The sequence below is a fragment of the Bradyrhizobium sp. SZCCHNR1098 genome (assembly GCF_032489375.1).
Taxonomy (GTDB): Bacteria; Pseudomonadota; Alphaproteobacteria; order Rhizobiales; family Xanthobacteraceae; genus Bradyrhizobium.
In genome coordinates, this window is the sequence record NZ_JAUEXY010000002.1 from 240,820 (window position 1) to 257,221 (window position 16,402).

19 protein-coding genes are annotated in these 16,402 nt (G+C 66.4%); 9 read left to right on the forward strand and 10 right to left on the reverse strand.

What is annotated here, in order from left to right:
• Positions 1 to 176: 176 nt before the first annotated feature.
• Together serA and QX135_RS05310 are read left to right on the forward strand one after the other, a co-directional pair.
• Positions 177 to 1,424, forward strand: a complete 1,248-nt coding sequence (gene serA / locus QX135_RS05305) for a phosphoglycerate dehydrogenase (RefSeq protein WP_315738525.1) — start codon at positions 177 to 179, stop codon at positions 1,422 to 1,424.
• Positions 1,425 to 1,445: 21 nt separating this feature from the next.
• A complete protein-coding gene (locus tag QX135_RS05310; RefSeq protein WP_315738524.1) occupies positions 1,446 to 1,925 on the forward strand; it encodes a TOBE domain-containing protein in 480 nt (159 codons plus the stop codon).
• Here QX135_RS05310 and QX135_RS05315 read toward each other — a convergent pair.
• The 8 genes from QX135_RS05315 to QX135_RS05350 form a co-directional block, all read right to left on the reverse strand.
• On the reverse strand, positions 1,834 to 2,256 hold the full coding sequence (locus QX135_RS05315; protein WP_315738523.1) for a LysR family transcriptional regulator: 423 nt from the start codon (positions 2,254 to 2,256) through the stop codon (positions 1,834 to 1,836). The two genes, QX135_RS05310 and QX135_RS05315, sit on opposite strands and share 92 nt — an antisense overlap.
• Entirely contained in the window at positions 2,253 to 2,843 is a 591-nt protein-coding gene (locus QX135_RS05320; protein ID WP_316177022.1) for a DUF2478 domain-containing protein, read from the reverse strand. The genes QX135_RS05315 and QX135_RS05320 overlap by 4 nt, the downstream gene beginning before the upstream one ends.
• A gap of 11 nt (positions 2,844 to 2,854) precedes the next feature.
• The gene (locus tag QX135_RS05325) at positions 2,855 to 3,715 is read right to left on the reverse strand and encodes a xanthine dehydrogenase (RefSeq protein ID WP_316177020.1); all 861 of its coding nucleotides are present in this window, start codon (positions 3,713 to 3,715) and stop codon (positions 2,855 to 2,857) included.
• A gap of 205 nt (positions 3,716 to 3,920) precedes the next feature.
• Positions 3,921 to 5,018: a molybdenum ABC transporter ATP-binding protein gene (modC, locus tag QX135_RS05330; protein ID WP_316177018.1), complete on the reverse strand. Its 1,098-nt coding sequence runs from the start codon at positions 5,016 to 5,018 to the stop codon at positions 3,921 to 3,923.
• Positions 5,015 to 5,704: a molybdate ABC transporter permease subunit gene (modB, locus tag QX135_RS05335; RefSeq protein WP_315772029.1), complete on the reverse strand. Its 690-nt coding sequence runs from the start codon at positions 5,702 to 5,704 to the stop codon at positions 5,015 to 5,017. Before modB ends, modC begins: the two co-directional genes overlap by 4 nt.
• A 12-nt stretch (positions 5,705 to 5,716) precedes the next feature.
• Positions 5,717 to 6,484 (reverse strand): molybdate ABC transporter substrate-binding protein, encoded by a 768-nt coding sequence (modA, locus tag QX135_RS05340; protein ID WP_316177017.1) that lies wholly within the window; start codon positions 6,482 to 6,484, stop codon positions 5,717 to 5,719.
• Between the two features lie 258 nt (positions 6,485 to 6,742).
• Positions 6,743 to 8,308: an amidase family protein gene (locus QX135_RS05345; RefSeq protein ID WP_316177015.1), complete on the reverse strand. Its 1,566-nt coding sequence runs from the start codon at positions 8,306 to 8,308 to the stop codon at positions 6,743 to 6,745.
• A 28-nt stretch (positions 8,309 to 8,336) separates the two neighbouring features.
• Positions 8,337 to 9,755: a M20 family metallopeptidase gene (locus QX135_RS05350; RefSeq protein ID WP_316177014.1), complete on the reverse strand. Its 1,419-nt coding sequence runs from the start codon at positions 9,753 to 9,755 to the stop codon at positions 8,337 to 8,339.
• Positions 9,756 to 10,057: 302 nt separating this feature from the next.
• Here QX135_RS05350 and QX135_RS05355 point away from each other — a divergent pair, with 302 nt between their 5' ends.
• Positions 10,058 to 10,303, forward strand: a complete 246-nt coding sequence (locus QX135_RS05355) for a hypothetical protein (protein ID WP_315755395.1) — start codon at positions 10,058 to 10,060, stop codon at positions 10,301 to 10,303.
• Between the two features lie 6 nt (positions 10,304 to 10,309).
• Here QX135_RS05355 and QX135_RS05360 read toward each other — a convergent pair whose 3' ends face one another.
• Entirely contained in the window at positions 10,310 to 10,498 is a 189-nt protein-coding gene (locus tag QX135_RS05360; RefSeq protein ID WP_316177012.1) for a hypothetical protein, read from the reverse strand.
• A gap of 52 nt (positions 10,499 to 10,550) precedes the next feature.
• Complete coding sequence (locus tag QX135_RS05365; protein WP_315738513.1) at positions 10,551 to 10,706, reverse strand: hypothetical protein; 156 nt, start codon at positions 10,704 to 10,706, stop codon at positions 10,551 to 10,553.
• A gap of 119 nt (positions 10,707 to 10,825) precedes the next feature.
• On the opposite strand from QX135_RS05365, the gene QX135_RS05370 reads away from it, so the two are divergent.
• The 6 genes from QX135_RS05370 (at position 10,826) to QX135_RS05395 (ending at position 16,397) form a co-directional block, all read left to right on the forward strand.
• On the forward strand, positions 10,826 to 11,404 hold the full coding sequence (locus tag QX135_RS05370) for a cytochrome c oxidase subunit 3 family protein (RefSeq protein ID WP_316177010.1): 579 nt from the start codon (positions 10,826 to 10,828) through the stop codon (positions 11,402 to 11,404).
• A gap of 3 nt (positions 11,405 to 11,407) precedes the next feature.
• The gene (locus QX135_RS05375; RefSeq protein ID WP_315781855.1) at positions 11,408 to 11,671 is read left to right on the forward strand and encodes a cytochrome C oxidase subunit IV family protein; all 264 of its coding nucleotides are present in this window, start codon (positions 11,408 to 11,410) and stop codon (positions 11,669 to 11,671) included.
• 102 nt (positions 11,672 to 11,773) lie between these two features.
• Positions 11,774 to 12,226 (forward strand): cytochrome c, encoded by a 453-nt coding sequence (locus tag QX135_RS05380; protein WP_315738510.1) that lies wholly within the window; start codon positions 11,774 to 11,776, stop codon positions 12,224 to 12,226.
• A gap of 37 nt (positions 12,227 to 12,263) precedes the next feature.
• Positions 12,264 to 13,610 carry a cbb3-type cytochrome c oxidase subunit I gene (locus QX135_RS05385; protein ID WP_316177007.1) on the forward strand — a complete coding sequence of 449 codons (1,347 nt, stop codon included), beginning with the start codon at positions 12,264 to 12,266 and terminating at the stop codon, positions 13,608 to 13,610.
• A gap of 60 nt (positions 13,611 to 13,670) precedes the next feature.
• Positions 13,671 to 14,480, forward strand: coding sequence for a CbbQ/NirQ/NorQ/GpvN family protein (locus QX135_RS05390; protein ID WP_316177005.1), 810 nt, complete (start codon positions 13,671 to 13,673; stop codon positions 14,478 to 14,480).
• 3 nt (positions 14,481 to 14,483) lie between these two features.
• Entirely contained in the window at positions 14,484 to 16,397 is a 1,914-nt protein-coding gene (locus QX135_RS05395; protein WP_316177003.1) for a nitric oxide reductase activation protein NorD, read from the forward strand.
• Positions 16,398 to 16,402 lie beyond the last annotated feature (5 nt).

Sequence of the window (16,402 nt, forward strand, 5' to 3'; positions counted from 1 at the left end):
CGGTATGCCAGGCGCTGATTTTGCATCGCCGGTCAAAATGCCTGTGCGGAGTGGACAAGACCCTGGGAAAGCGACAGAAAGCGTTCCTGCCGCGTCGCATTCACCAAGTTTCAACGCATCGCGACTGTAACAACCGCTACACTACGCCACATCCACGACTGAATCAGGCCAGGCCCATGCCGCTATCGCTGCCCAAGCAAAAGATCCGCGTTCTGCTCCTTGAGGGCGTGAACGACTCGGCCGTCCGCATGTTCGAGGCCAATGGCTATACGGAAATCGAACGGCTGCCGAAGGCGCTCGGTTCGGCGGAGTTGAAGCGTATGCTGTCGGGCGTGCACATGCTTGGCATTCGCTCGCGCACGCATCTCACCGCCGACGTGCTGCAGGCCGCCGACCGGCTGATGGTGGTCGGCTGCTTCTCCGTCGGCACCAACCAGGTCGATCTCGATGCCGCGAAGCGGCTCGGCATCCCCGTGTTCAATGCGCCCTATTCGAACACCCGCAGCGTCGCCGAGCTGACGATCGCCGAAGTCGTGATGCTGATGCGCCGAATCTTCCCGCGCTCGGTGTCGGCGCATGCCGGCGGCTGGGACAAGTCGGCCAATGGCAGCCGAGAGGTGCGCGGCAAGACGCTCGGCATCATCGGCTATGGCAACATCGGCTCGCAGCTGTCGAACCTCGCCGAGGCCATGGGCATGCGGGTGATCTTCTTCGATCTCACCGACAAGCTCCGCCACGGCAACACCGAGCCGGTCGAGAGCCTTGATGAGCTGCTGGCGATGAGCGACGTCGTGTCGCTGCACGTGCCGGAGACGCCGGCGACCGCCAACATGATCGGCGAGCGCCAGATCCGTCACATGAAGGACGGGGCCTATCTGATCAACAATTCGCGCGGCACCGTGGTCGACATCGAAGCGCTGGCCAGCGCGCTGCGCGAGGGCAAGCTCGCCGGCGCCGCGGTCGACGTGTTCCCGGCGGAGCCGGCATCGAACGCCGATCCGTTCGTCTCGCCGCTGCAGGGCCTGCCCAACGTGATCCTGACCCCGCATGTCGGCGGCTCCACCGAAGAGGCGCAGGACCGAATTGGTGGCGAGGTCGCGCGCAAGCTGATCGACTATTCCGACGTCGGTTCGACTTTTGGCGCCGTCAACTTCCCGCAGGTACAATTGCCGGCGCGCCCGACCGGCACGCGCTTCATCCATGTCCACCGCAACGTGCCGGGCGTACTGCGCCAGGTCAACGAGGCGGTGGCGCGGCACAACATCAACATCCTCGCGCAATATCTTCAGACCGATCCCGAGGTCGGCTATGTCGTGCTCGAAACCGACGTGGTCGGCGGCGAGGGCGAGGCGCTGCTGTCGGAGCTGCGCGCGGTGGAAGGCACGATCCGCGTTCGCGTGCTGTATGATCACGACCGGCCTTGAGGCCGTGGAGGCTGCTGCGCGATGACCGGCCAGTCTGCATCGTCTTCAGCCTCGTCCGTCGTTCTCAGCACGACGGTTCCCGCGCGCGTGCTGCGCCATGATCCGCAATATGGCATGTCGACGCTGTTCTTTGCCGATGGCGAGTTGCGCGTGCCGATGGTGGACGCGGCGATCGACGCCGGCGTCTCGGTGACCATCGAGGCCCGCGACGTCTCGATCGCGCTGTCGCGGCCGATGGACGTGTCGATCACCAACCGGCTGCCGGGCCGGATCGAGCAGATCCTGCCGCTCGAGCCGCCTTACGTGCGGGTCACCTTCGATCTCGGCGCGACCAGGCTGCATGCGCTGGTGACGCTGGAGTCGGTCGAGCGGTTGGCGCTGGAGCCGGATCTGTCCGCCTGGGCGATGATCAAGAGCGTCGCGATCGGACCCGGCGCGGTTCGGCCTTCGGAGCTGCCTCGGCCGCGCCGCTGGCCCGCTTCTGATAGCGGGGATCCGTAGCCTTCTGCAGCTCGCCGAGCGCGGCGGCCGTTGCGGTGCGCGTGCGCCGCTCCATCGAGCGGTACAGCGCGATCAGCCGCTCGCCGAACGGCGTGATCTCCGCGCCGCCGCCCCGGCGCCCCGGATGAGTCTCGAACACCGGCGTCTCGAAGGTGCGGTTGAGCGCATCGACCATCAGCCAGCATTTGCGGTAGGAGATGCCGCTCGCGCGCGCGGCGCCGAGGATCGAGCGCTCCCTCCGGATGATATCGATCAGCAGCAGATCCTCCGGGCACAGGCTGCCGCCATTGCCGAAGTTGATGGTCAATGCGATCTGAGCTTCGCGCTTCATCCCATTCCGATCCGCTCGCGTTGAGAGCCAACCATGTCACGGGTGGCTCGCGATGTCACCCAGCGGCTGTACCGCGCCTCGATCCAGCCCGGCCGGCGCGCGATATCGGCGTCAACGTGCTCGGCGAACGCGCCGGCAAAGCGCGTCCACGCGTCCATCATCGCCGGTGAGACCGCCGTGATGACCGGGAGGCCGGCTGCGATGGCGGAGCCGAAGGCATCGGCAAGGCCACCTCCTGCCGCTTCCTGCTTGCCGAACTTGCTGAGGATCACGATGTCGGTGCCCCGCGAGATCGACTGCTGCACGGCGGCGCAGGCGAGCACGAGGCCCTCCGGGTCGAGATTGCAGGCCTGCGACTCCGGGCCGAGATCCTGAGAGATCGCGAACACGCGGCCATCGTCGAGGCTGCGCAGCATCATGGCCTTGCACGGCCTGGCCTTGTCGGCGCTGCTCTCGATCACGCCGGAGACACGCAGGCCATTCTCCGAGAGCCGCTTGGCGAAATCGCCGAGCATCTCCTGGATCACGCTGGACGCTGCGCCCTGCAGCGCCACGATCTGACAAGTCCCGACGTCAGCGACACCCATGGCAGTCCTCCTCATACGTTGGCGGAGACGCGGCCCGCCTTCCGACCGGTTTGCATGATCTGGTGAAGGGCCGCGACGACGCTCGCCGCGATAGCCTGTCCGCGCTCGTCCATGCCGGTCCAGGCGGCTTGACGGCCGCGCGGATCGATCTCGAGCAGCTTGACGTTGGCCGGCACGCGTACGCCGTCGCGGGCGATGCCGCGCAGCGCGCCGTCGAGCGGTGCGAGCACCGGCGTGCCGCCGAGCGAGCCGAGCTGCAGGCCCTTGTAGACCCGGGTGCCGATGTCGAGCGGGGTGTGCCAGACGGCCTCCTGGTCCGAATAGACGAAACGCTCGCGGCCGGCGCCGCCGAGATCGCGTGCCTTGCCGTCCGCATCGCGCGTCGTGCCATGGGCCAAGATCGTGCCGGTCTCGCGGGGATGAGTCTCGATCGCGACGTCGCAATTGTGCCCGATCGCGAAACGCGGCCCGATGCCGACGGCGATACCGGCGACGCCGCGCAGATCCGGCGTCACCAGATGCTTTTGCATGCGGGCGTCGACGATGACGGCTGGATAGCGGAAGGCGATGATGTCGGTCAGATGCATCCCGGTCACGGCGGCCTGGTCTGGCTCACGGTGAATCCGCACGACATCGGTGATGCTCTCGGCGCGGGAGCCGATCACGCCGTCGAGGTCGCGCGTCTCGCCGAACAGGACGTCATGGAAGGCCATGCCGCGCCGGATCACCGGCGGGAAGGCGTCATGGCATAGTACGACCGCGAAGCGGGCATGATTGAGCTTGGCCGCGACGGCGGAGGCGATCTCGTTGGTGCCCAGCACCAGCGCAAGCGGCTTGGGTGCGTTCGGATGCCAGGTGACGGCGGCTTTCATGCTGATGACCTCTTGTTGCGAGATCCAGATAGCAAGCACCGGGCCAGACGATGTCCTGCCGCTCAACTCGTTCATTGCATTGACGAAATCAAAGCGCCTGCCGCTTTGTCTCATCCGAAGTTGTATTGTTTACGATATAACATGAGGGATGCTATTGTCACGTATGCAACATCGCGCGATGTTGCCGAATGCCAGGTGTTTGGATTCAGGCGATAGGCTCTTCGCGGCGGACGAGCGCGACACCCTTGACCTGGGCATAGACCGCAAGCCCCGCACGCAGGCCGAGCTCGTTCCACGAGCGCTGGGTGACACGCGTCAGCAGCCGCGCGCCGTGACCATCCTCGCCGAGTCCGAGCAAGGCCGTGACGCGGTGGTCCGACTGGCTGCGGATCTCGAGTATTCTGGCGCGGAGCACGTTGACGATGGTGCTGCGGCTCGGCGTTTCCAGCGCGAGACTGACGTCGTCAGCGAGCACGCGCAGGCGGCGGCGCGCCCCCGGCGTGAGGGGCTCGGCCGGGAGCAGGAATTGGCCGCCGGGGACTTCGAGTGTCGCCATGCCATCGGCCGTATCCTGGGCGGTGACGGTGGCGTCGAGGCTCACGGCGGCGTCGCGCGACAGCGCGAGCGGCAGCGACAGGTCGGCCTGCAGCACGGACAAGGGGCCCGAAGCCAGGACCGCGCCATTGCGCATCAGCACCAGCTGATCGGCAAGCCGCTCGACCTCAGCGAGGTCGTGGCTGATATAGAGGATCGGCAGGTCGAGGGCGGCGTGCAGCCGCTCCAGATACGGCAGGATCTCATCCTTGGTCATCTGGTCGAGCGCCGACAGCGGCTCGTCCATCAGCAGCAGCTTCGGTTGGCTGAGCAGCGCGCGGCCGATCGCGACGCGCTGCCGCTCGCCGCCGGACAGGTGGCGCGGCGAGCGGTCGAGCAGCCGTCCAAGGCCGAGCAGCGCGACGACCTCGTCGAAGCCGATCGCGGCCGCGCTGCTCGAGCCGGGATGGCCGTACATCAGGTTGCGGCGGACCGAGAGGTGCGGAAACAGATTGGCTTCCTGGAAGACGTAGCCGATCGGACGCTGATGCACGGGACGAAAATGCTTTTCGTCCTGCCAAACCTCGCCGGCGACGGAGCAGAGCCCGCCGGCGAGATGGTTGAGGCCGGCAATGCAGCGCATGACCGCGGTCTTGCCGCAACCGGACGGACCGAAGATCGCGGTCACGCCGCGCGCCGGAACCTCGAAGCGCGCGTTCAGCTCGAAGCGACCGAGCGTGCCGTGGAAATTGACCCTGATCGTGCTCATGACGTGCTGCGCGTCATCTTCTTCTCGATCAGCATCATCGTCAGAATGACGCAGAACGAGAACACGACCATGCCGAGCGCCAGCACGGAGGCCTCGGTCCATTGCGAGGTCTCGACATAGTCGTAGATCGCAACCGAGAGCACCTTGGTCTTGCCGGGAATGTTGCCGCCGATCATCAGCACGACGCCGAACTCACCGACGGTATGGGCGAAGCCGAGGATGGCGCCGGTGAGAAATCCGGGGCTCGCCAGCGGCACCGCGATGGTCCAGAATACGCGCCAGGGTGAGGCGCGCAGAGTGGCGGCCGCTTCCAGCGGCTTTTCGCCCATGGCCTCGAAGGCGTTGCGGATCGGCTGGACGACGAACGGCATCGAGAACAGGACCGAGCCGATCACCAGGCCCGGAAAAGTGAAGGCCAGCGTGCGCGCGCCCCAGAGCGAAGCCAGAGCGCCGCCCGGACCGCTGGGGCCGAGCACGACCAGCAGGTAGAATCCGAGAACCGTCGGCGGCAGCACCAGTGGGATCGCCACCAGTGCCGCGACCGCCTCCTTCCACCACGCCCGCGACCGCGCCAGCCACCATGCGATCGGCGTGCCCACGATCATCAGGACGATCGTCGCGAGCGCTGCCAGTTCGAGCGTCAGCCGGATCGGTTGCCAGATATCGGCGGAGACGTGGAGGTTCATGAATCCTAATGCTCAGGTGCCCGACTTCGGATCCAGAGCATAGCCGAACTTTTCGATGACCGCACGGGCTGCCGGGGTCTTGAGGAAGGCCAGGAATGCGGTGGCGGCCTCGTTGCCGGCGGACGCCTTCAGCAGCACGGCATCCTGGCGGATCTCGCCGTAGAGATTCTGCGGCACCAGCCAGCGCGAGCCGCCGGCGTTCGGCATCAGCTGCGACAGCGCGACGAAGCCGAGCTCGGCATTGCCGGTGTCGACGAATTGGTACGCCTGCGAGATCGTGTTGCCCTGGACGATCTTGGGCTGGATCGTCTCATAGAGCTTCAGCGCCTTCAGCGTCTCGACCGCGGCGGCGCCATAGGGCGCCGCGGTGGGATTGGCGATCGACAGCTTGTTGAACGCGTTCGCCTTCAGCGTTTCCTCGCCTTTCACCGCGTTGGGGTCCTTGCTCCACAGCACGAGCTTGCCGATGGCGTAGGTGAAACGGCTCCCGGCGACGCCGAGGCCCTCGTCGACCAGCTTCTTCGGCCGTTCGTCGTCGGCGGAGAGCAGGATCGCGAACGGCGCGTTCTCCTTGATCTGGGTGTAGAACTGTCCGGACGCGCCGAAGCTCATCACCAGTTCGTGCCCGGTCTTGGCCTTGAACAGCGCCGCGATCTCCTTGGCGGGCTCGGTGAAGTTGGCGGCCACGGCGACGTTGGCACTGCCGGCGAACGCAGTCGCGCAGGTCAGAAGAATGGCCGCCGCGCTCAGAGCGGCGGTGAGGGAGCGTGTCGATCTCATCGCATTGTCCTTGTTCATATCCACCGAGGCGGGTTCGTTTCGGTGAATTGCAAGTCCCGTTCCGACGCATGGGCCGGTGCCGACGCCGAGCTATATCCATTCGTATACATCAAAATAGACAGGTCGGCCAGTTCCCGTCAACCCGAGGCGATCTCGAGCGAACGCGATGCGCGTCAGTGTTCGACTTTCGACAATCGATGCCGGGCAGTGTCGGAAACATGACGGCCCGAGGACCTCGATCCTCGGGCCGCAGCGGGACTAAACCATCCGTTCCCAGAGCTGTCGCACCAGCATTCCTGCACGCTTCTCGATTGCTGCGGCGGCATCGAGCGCAAGGTCCTCGCGATAGCGGCCGGCGATCAGCTGCACGCCGATGGGCTTGCCGTCGTGGACCGTGACCGGCACGACGGCGCCGGGCAGGCCGAGCACGTTGATCGCCGAGATGAAGCGGATCTCGTTGAAGAAGATCTCGCGCACACGCTCGGGGCTTACCGTGTCCTCGCGCGGGCCCGGCGTCGGCTTGACCGTCGTCGGCGCCAGCACAACCGGATAATCCTCGAAGAACATCTGCCAGGCGCGGATATGGGTGGAGCGCTGCGCCGTCGCGTTCATCCAGCCGGCGAGGTCGAGCATCTCGGCCTTGGCGCGCATCCCGCCCCAGGCCTTGTGGAAATCCTCCGACGTCACGGCCAGCATCTTGGCTTCCTGCATCACCACCACCTCGTTGGTGATGATGTCGCACCAGGTTTGCCAGACGCCGGAGATGTCGGGGACCTCGACCTCGCTGACCCGGTAGCCCGACCGCTCCAGATGATCCGCTGCCTGCCGCAGCGCCGCGTGCACGGACGGATCGACGTCCATGTCGTCAGGGATCTTGGCGAGCGCGACCTTGACCGGCCGCTTGGGCTTCACGCCTTCCAGTGGCGCTGGCACCCACCACGGATCGCGCGGATCGCGCCGGCTCATCACCTCCAGCGCCAGCCGGACGTCGGCGACGCTGCGCGCCAGCGGCCCCTGCGACGACATGAGATGTGCGAGCATCGGCCGCTCGGCAGCAGCGCTCTCGTTGTAGGCGGGGATGCGGCCCTGCGTCGGCTTGATGGTCACGACGCCATTGCAATGTGCCGGCCAGCGCAGCGACCCACCGATGTCGTTGCCATGCGCGATGGTGCCGATGCCCGCCGCGACCGCGGCTCCGGCGCCGCCCGACGAGCCGCCGCAGGTGATCTCTGGATCCCACGGGTTCAAGGTCAGCCCGTGCAGCGGGTTGTCGGTGAAGCCGCGGAACGAGAATTCCGGCGTGTTGGTGAGGCCGAGCACGATCGCGCCGGCCTGCTTCAGGTTGCGCACGACCGGAGCGTCCGACGGCGCGATGATCCCCATCTGCGATGGAACGCCGTTGGGATTCGGCCGTCCTTCGTAGTCGACGTTCTCCTTGATCGTGACCGGCACGCCATGCAGCAGGCCGCTCTTGTCGCGCGCCTTGTCGGCCGCACGCGCAGCCTTCAGGGCGTCTTCGGAGAGATCGACGACGACGGCATTGAGCTTCGGATTGACCGCATGCATGCGCGCGAGATGCGCCTCGGTCACTTCGACCGAGGAGGCCGCGCCGGCGCGGATCGCAGCTGCCGTGTCGACCGCCGACCACTGCCAGACCGGTCCTTTCGGCAGCCGCGGTCTTGGCGCGGCTGCCTTCGCTTGTGGCCTGTGCTGCGGCTTGGCCTTCACGTGCTTCTTGTTGGCCGTGGCGGTCACGGCCGCGCGCTTCGGAGCAGGCTTGGCGGTCTTCGCCGCCGGCTTCTTCTTTGTTGCCGTTTTCGCCATTGTGTTCCCCCCCCCCAAGGTTGACGTTTCAGGCGATCGACATCTTCAGCGGCGGCTCCACTTCGGCAGGCAGCGGACTGACATAAGGTGTGCGCATCGTCCGTTTTTTCAGGTCGGCCTTGGCAGCTGCAATCAAGGCGGGTTCGTTGAGCGCCTTGATGCCCAGGCCGGCCATGGCCTTGGCAGCCTGCACCATGGCCTTGTGCGCGGCTGGCGTCTTGCCTTGCGCGACGACCTGCCAGGTGTGGAACGGCGTGCCGATCGCTACCGTCGGCGCATGCACCTGCACCGTCGGCACCACCCAGCTGACGTCGCCGACGTCGGTCGAGCCGATCTGCGGATTGCGCTTGGCATTGAGCGGCACCAGGAAGTCGGCCAGCGGCTTGTCGGTCGGGTCCAAGCCGATGCTGTAGTAGACCGAGGCGATGTCCTTGTCGGTCAGGGTCGCCTGGATCTGTCCAGCGAAATCCTTGTCGGTCGCGTCGAAATGCGGCGGGCCGAGCTCCTCCATGATCCCATACAGCGCCTCTTCGAGCGGCGTGTTGGGCAGGATGTTGGAGACCGCGGAGATGATCTTCATCTCCACCTTGGTCTCGGTCATCAGCGCCGCACCTTGTGCGATCTTGTGCACACGCTCGACCAGCTCGTTCATGCCGGGCAGGTCTCGGGCACGGATCGAGTAGCGCACCCGTGCATGCGCCTGCACGACGTTGGGCGCGATGCCGCCGGTGTCCAGCAGCGCGTAGTGCACGCGGGCGTCGCTCGGCATGTGCTCGCGCATGTAGTTGACGCCGACATTCATCAGCTCGACCGCGTCCAGCGCGCTGCGGCCGAGATGGGGCGAGGCGGCCGCATGCGAGGTGCGTCCGGTGAAGATGAAGTCCGCGCGCGTGTTGGCGAGAGAGGGCGTCATCACCACTTCCCAGAAGCTCGACGGATGCCAGGTGATCGCGATGTCGGCATCCTCGAACGCGCCCGAGCGCACCATGAAGGCTTTTGCGGCGCCGCCTTCCTCGGCGGGGCAGCCATAGTAGCGCACGCGACCGGGAACCTTGTTGGTGGCGAGCCAGTCCTTCACGGCGGTGGCCGCGAGCAGCGCCGCCGAGCCCAGGAGATTGTGGCCGCAGCCGTGGCCATGGCCGCCGGTCTCGACCGGACGGTGCTCGGCGACCCCGGCCTCCTGGCTGAGGCCGGGCAGGGCGTCGTATTCGCCCATGAAGGCGATGATCGGGCCGCCTTCGCCCCATTCCCCCATCAGCGCGGTCGGGATTCCCGCGACCTTCTCGGTGATGCGAAAACCCTGGTGCTTCAACTCGGCGAGGTGTTCGGCGGACGAGCGGGCCTCGGTGTAGCAGACCTCGGGCATGCTCCACACCCGGTCGCTGAGCTCGATGAAACGGGTCTTGATCGCGTCGACGCCGCGCCAGATCTCGCTGCGGTTGTCCATCTCCGGTCCTTGTCCTTTGCTGCCGATGGAAAGCCGATAGAGGTATCAGCTAAGTTCCCGGGCGCCTAGCGATCCCGGGCGGGAGCAGCCATGCGGCATGCACCAGGCCGAGGGCGAGCGCGTCATCCTTTGAGCAGATGATGCCGCGATTGGATGCAGCGCGGTGATTGCGGCAGCGCAAGGTCAGGCGAAGCGGGACGACCCGTTCTCACATTTCGGAACTATCGCCGTGCACCGTTACCGGGATTGCCGAGGAACGATCGCGGGCGGGTTTGGTTCTCGCTGCCAGGAGCACGATCGCCATGCGTGCTGGACCGATCACAATCATCGTCGCATTGCTGCTGATTCTCGCAGCCGCCATCGTCTTTGCCTATCAGGGGCTGACCCTGCCGGGCGATCCGATGCCGCGAGAAGGATGGATCGCGCTCACGCTCGGCGTGGTGTTTCCGCTCATCGTGGGAATTGGGCTGATGGTGCTGTTGTTCTACAGCAGCCGTAAGGGTTACGACGAGCCGTCACAGTTCCGGGCTGATGATCATCCCGACTGAGACCGCTCAAGCCGGACGCGGCGGATGTTGCGTACGCGGGTGCCGGTCGTGAAGCAGCTTGGCCAGCTCGTGCCTCAGATCGTTGTGACCGCGCATCGCTGTCTCGAACAGCGCCTCCTGGATGTCGCGCGGCATGTCGCCCCAGACGCCGATGGCGGCGTTTCCGAGCAGCTCTGCGAATCGCTTGTCGTCCATGCGGCACCTCCGCACGAACTGACGTGCGAGGACGGCAAAGGTTCCAGGCGGGCTATTGCGTGGTGAACAGGACCAAGGCGATCGCGACGGAGAGCGCGACCGCGGACACCGTCCCCGTGGTCGACAGCACGCCCATGCGCCACAGCGCGCCGGCAAAGACGATGATGATCGGCGTCGCGGTGAGGAGGCCGAGCTGCGCTTCGGTCATGGGATCTGCTCCTGACGATGCCGGCTCTTAGCGTGCCTCGCCGGTCCGCTGTTTGCGCGCCGACAAAGAGTCAAACTGACGGTCCGACTAGCCTCTCGAAGTTCAACTCGGAGGCAGGGATGTCGGCGCTCGCTTGTGAGCCGGAGCAGGAGGAACGTTGGGGCGTGCTGGATGGTCTGCCCGGCGACGCCATGATGTGGGTGCTGATCCTCAGCGAGCTCGTCGCCTTCGGCCTCCTGCTGGGCGGTTTCGTGGTGACGCGGGCCCTCAACCCCGTCGTGTTCGCGGTCGGGCAGGCGATGCTCGATAGCCGCCTGGCCGCTGTGAACACGGCCGTGCTGGTCACCAGCGGCTGGGCCGCCGCGCGAGCTGCTGCTTCTGCGCGGCACGCCTCGACCGGGAGCGCCCGACGCTGGCTCGGGCTCGCCATGTTGCTGGGTGCCGTTTTCATCGCCGTCAAGCTGACGGAATATGGCGGCGAGATCGCCGCCGGCGCGGGCATGGAGACATCACCGTTCTTCACCCTCTACTTCCTACTGACGGGCTTTCACCTCCTGCATGTTCTGCTCGGCATCGTCATCCTGGCCGTCGTCGGCCGCAGCGCCACCGCCAATGGCGTCGAGACCGGGACCGCCTTCTGGCACATGGTCGACCTGGTTTGGATCGTCATGTTTCCGGTCCTCTATCTGGTCGGTTGAGCCATGTTCCGTGACCGTCTCGATCGGGCCTGGCTTCAACTGCTGGCCCTTGCCATTGCGACGCTTGCGGCGTCGCTGCTGCTGCCGAGCCGATGGCTCGTCGATGCGGTCGCACTGCTGCTCGCATTGGCAAAGGGCAGGGTGATCGTGCTCGATTTTCTCGGCTTGCGCGATGCGCCCGCGCTGTGGCGCGGCCTGCTCACCACGTGGCTGGCGGCTCTCGTTGCGCTTGCCGGGCTCGCGGTCGCGATCCGCGCGCTCATCTGATCGGCCATCGCCGCGCTCGTTGCGCTCCGACAAAGAGCCCCTCGGCATTGCCGGTAGATTGCTTTCACACCATCGAACTTCACCAAACGGAAAGGACGTGTCATGGCGGAACGCCTGACCAAGTCGGCCGCGCGGAACGTCTTTTACGGCGGTTCGGCCTTCTTCTTTGCGATCTTCCTCGGGCTCACAGCGCACAGCCACTACTACATGGTCACGACCTCGACCAATGCGTCGACGCTGTCCGACGGCGTCGCACGCGGCAAGCACGTCTGGGAGAAGAACTCCTGCATCAATTGCCATACCCTGCTCGGCGAGGGCGCCTATTTCGCGCCCGAGGTCGGCAATGTCTGGGACCGCTGGGGCGGCAGACAGGACCCGGCCGCCGCGCGCGAGATGCTGAAATCCTGGATGCAGTCGCAGCCCTCGGGCGCTCCCGGCCGCCGGCAGATGCCGCAGTTCAATTTGTCCGACCAGGAGCTCAACGACCTCGCCGACTTCCTGCAATGGGCCGACACGATCAAGCGTCAGGACTGGCCGCCGAACAAGGCCGGCTGAGCCGGCGTCCCGCCCCCCGTCATGAGAGAGATCCGCGATGAGATATGAGACCCAGAAGGTCGCGATGCTGTATTTCTACGGCGCGCTGACGCTCTTCCTCGCCCAGGTCATCTTCGGCCTGCTCGCCGGTACCATCTACGTGCTGCCGAACACGCTGTCGGTCCTGCTGCCCTTCAACATCGTCCGCATGATCCACACCAACGCGCTGATCGTGTGGTCGCTGATCGGCTTCATGGGGGCGACCTACTTTCTGCTGCCCGAGGAGACCGAGACCGAGCTCTACAGCCCGCTGCTCGCCAAGATCCAGTTCTGGATGTTCTTCGGCGCGGCGGGGGCTGCCGTCGTCGGCTATCTCTTCCACTACCATGAGGGCCGCGAGTTTCTCGAGCAGCCCTTCATCATCAAGGTCGGCATCGTCGTCGTTTGCCTGATGTTCCTGTTCAACGTCACCATGACAGCCCTTAAGGGCCGCAAGACCACGGTAACCAACATCCTGCTGTTCGGCCTGTGGGGCGTGGCGATCTTCTTCCTGTTCGCCTTCTACAATCCGGCCAATCTCGCCGTCGACAAGATGTACTGGTGGTACATCGTCCATCTCTGGGTCGAGGGGGTCTGGGAGCTGATCATGGCCTCTATCCTGGCCTTCCTGATGATCAAGCTCAACGGCATCGACCGCGAGGTGGTCGAGAAGTGGCTCTACGTGATCATCGGGCTCGCGCTGTTCTCCGGCATCCTCGGCACCGGCCATCATTTCTACTGGATCGGCGCCCCCGGCTACTGGCAGTGGATCGGCTCCTTGTTCTCCACCCTCGAGGTCGCGCCGTTCTTCACCATGGTGATCTTCACAGTGCAGATGACCTTGAAGGCCGGCCGCAAGCACCCGAACCGCGCTGCGCTGTTGTGGTCCGTCGGCTGCTCGGTGATGGCCTTTCTCGGCGCCGGCGTCTGGGGCTTCCTGCACACGCTGTCGTCGGTGAACTACTACACCCACGGCACCCAGGTCACCGCTGCGCACGGCCACCTCGCCTTCTTCGGCGCCTATGTGATGCTCAACCTCGCCGTGATGGCCTATGCCGTGCCGCAACTGCGCCAGCGTGCGCCCTACAATCAGTGGCTCTCGATGGCGAGCTTCTGGATCATGTGCACGGCGATGATGACGATGACTTTCGCGCTGACCTTCGCCGGCGTCGTCCAGGTGCATCTGCAGCGGGTGCTTGGTCAGAGCTACATGGACGTCCAGGACCAGCTCGCGATGTTCTACTGGGTGCGGCTCGGCTCCGGTGTGTTCGTGGCGATCGCGGCGCTGATGTTCGTCTGGGCCGTGCTGGTGCCCGGCCGCGCCAAGCAGGCGGTGATCCCCGGCGCGCTGCAGCCCGCCGAGTAAACGCCGACAGGCGGCGGCCCCGGGGCCGCCGCCTGCTTCCCTCGATGCCGGAGAGTGACCATGAGAGCTGCACTGCACGCGATCGACACCGCCACTTCGTTTCCGTCCTACACTCCGTCCGCCAATGAATGTGCGCTGTTCGAGCATGCGTTCCGGCATCGCCTTCCGGTTCTGCTGAAAGGGCCGACCGGCTGCGGCAAGACCCGCTTCGTCGCGCATATGGCCGCGCGGCTCGGGCTGCCGCTGCACACCGTCGCCTGTCACGACGACCTCACGGCCGCCGATCTCACCGGCCGCCATCTGCTCAAGGGCGGCGACACGGTCTGGACCGATGGCCCATTGACCCGTGCGGTGCGCGAGGGCGGCATCTGTTATCTCGACGAGGTCGTCGAGGCGCGCAAGGACGTCACCGTCGTGCTGCATCCTCTCACCGACGACCGCCGCATCCTCCCGTTGGAGCGCACCGGTGAGGAGCTCGCAGCGCCGCCGGAGTTCATGCTCGTCGTCTCCTACAATCCGGGCTACCAGAGCCTGCACAAGGCGCTGAAGCCTTCGACCCGCCAGCGCTTCATCGCGATCGAGTTCGGCTTCCTCCCGGCCGAGCAGGAGGTCGCGGTGGTTGCGGCTGAGAGCAGCCTCGCACCGGAGCGCGTCCGGCCGCTCGTGGCGCTGGCGCAGCGGCTGCGCGCGCTGCAGGGCCATGATCTGGAGGAGGGCGTCTCGACCCGGCTGCTTGTCTATTGCGCCACGCTGATCGCGGCGGGAACGCCGGTCGCAGACGCCGTGCTCGCCGCGATGATCGAGCCGCTCACCGACGACGCCGACGTCAAGGCCGCGCTGCGCGACGTCGCACATGCCGTGATCGGGTGAGCCATGCTCGACTTCCTCGAGCTGGAGGAGACGGTCGGCCGTGCCTGGCACAGCATGGTCGGCACGACCTCGAGCTATCCGGTCCATCCGGATCAGGCCGTCGCGCTGAACGAGATCAGCGGCCGCATCGCCGTGATGTTCCGCGCGCTGGGCGGCGAGAGCGGCGTGCAGGTCGCCGGAGCCAGGGCGCGCAAGTCGGGCCATCGGCTCGGCTGGCGCCAGCGCATTGGCCTCGGCGACGAATGCCTCGATCAGGCCGGGCGCGACGGCGCCACAGTGTTCCTGCCGGAGACCATCGCTTTGCTGCCGGATCGCGCGCTCAATGCGCAGCTCTATCACTGGCTCGCGGCGTGGTTCGCGACCATGGCGGTCGAGCCGATCGCGGAGCGCGATCCGCTGCGGCATGATCTGCTGGCGCTGCGCCGGGCCTGTGAGACGACCTCGCTGGTGCTGGCGCGCTTCCCTGGACTGGCGCGTCCGCATGCGCAACTCGCCGAAGCGCTGGCTGCGGCGCGGCCGCGGCGGCCGCTGCCTCGGCTCGAGCAGCAGGTCGAGCATATCGTCATGGCGCTGCTCGGCGCCGGCGCGCCGCCCAAGGGCGCGCTGTGGAATGCGGTCATCGCCGGCGGCGCGTTGCCGGAGGCCGCCCCGCCCGGCTATCGGACGATGCTGCCGTGTCCGCTATGGGGCGATTGCTGGAGCCGCGATGCCGTTGCCGCGGCGCGCGATGACGACGAGACGCAGACGCCCGCGGAGCAGGAGGGGGCACCCGACACCCGCAAGCGCTTCGCGCGGCGCGAGCGCGACGACACGGCCAAGCGCGATCCGTTCATTCTCAACCGCTTCGAGAAGATCCTGGCGATGGCGGAGATGGTCAATGTCGATCGCCCTTCCGACGATACCGACGATGACGATGCCCGCAAGGCCGCCGACGATCTCGATGAGCTCGCGATCGCCAGGCGCAAGGGGCGTCCGGCGAGCAAGCTGAAATTCGATCTCGACCTGCCGCCCGAGGCGGTGGACACGGCCCGTCTCGGCAGCGGCCGACTGTATCCCGAATGGAATTATCGCAGCGGCGCCTATCTGCCGGACCATTGCCGCGTCGTGACCGGCGACGCCGCTGAGGCGGGCGAGGCGTGGGCTCCGGACGATGCGATGCGCCGGCGCATCCGCAGCGTACGGCGCAGGTTCGAGACCTTGCGGCCGCGTCATGAGGTGATGCGCGCGCAGGCCGATGGCGACGACCTGGACATCGACGCGCTGGTGCGCGCGCGCAGCGATCTCAATGCCGGCCATGGCGGCATCGACCGCGTGCACTTGGCGATGCGCCCGCTCGCGCATGATCTTGCGGTGACCCTGCTGGTGGACGTCTCCCTGTCCACCGATGCGTGGATCGACGGCGTGCGCGTGCTCGACATCGAGAAGGAGGCGCTGCTGGTGCTGGCGCATGGGCTGTCGGCCTGCGGCGACAGCCACAGCATTCTCACCTTCACCTCGCGGCGCAACTCATGGGTCCGCCTGGAGACCGTGAAGGCATTCGGCGAGCCGATGAGCGGGCGGGTCGAGCGCCGTATCGGTGCGCTCAGGCCCGGCTACTACACGCGCATCGGCACGGCGGTGCGTCACGCCGCCGGCGAGCTCGCCGAGCGACCCGAGCGCAAGCGTCTGCTGCTGGTGCTGACCGACGGCAAGCCGAACGACGTCGATCACTATGAGGGACGTTTCGCGATCGAGGACACGCGCAAGGCGGTGCAGGAGGCGCGGCGCGGCGGCGTCGCGGTGTTCGGCGTGACCATCGATGCGTCGGCGCAGTCGTATTTTCCGACCCTGTTCGGCCGCGGCGGCTACGGCATCGTCGGCAACATCAGGCGACTGCCCGCAGCACTGCCCGCACTGTATCGGCAGATTGCCCATTGAGGTCG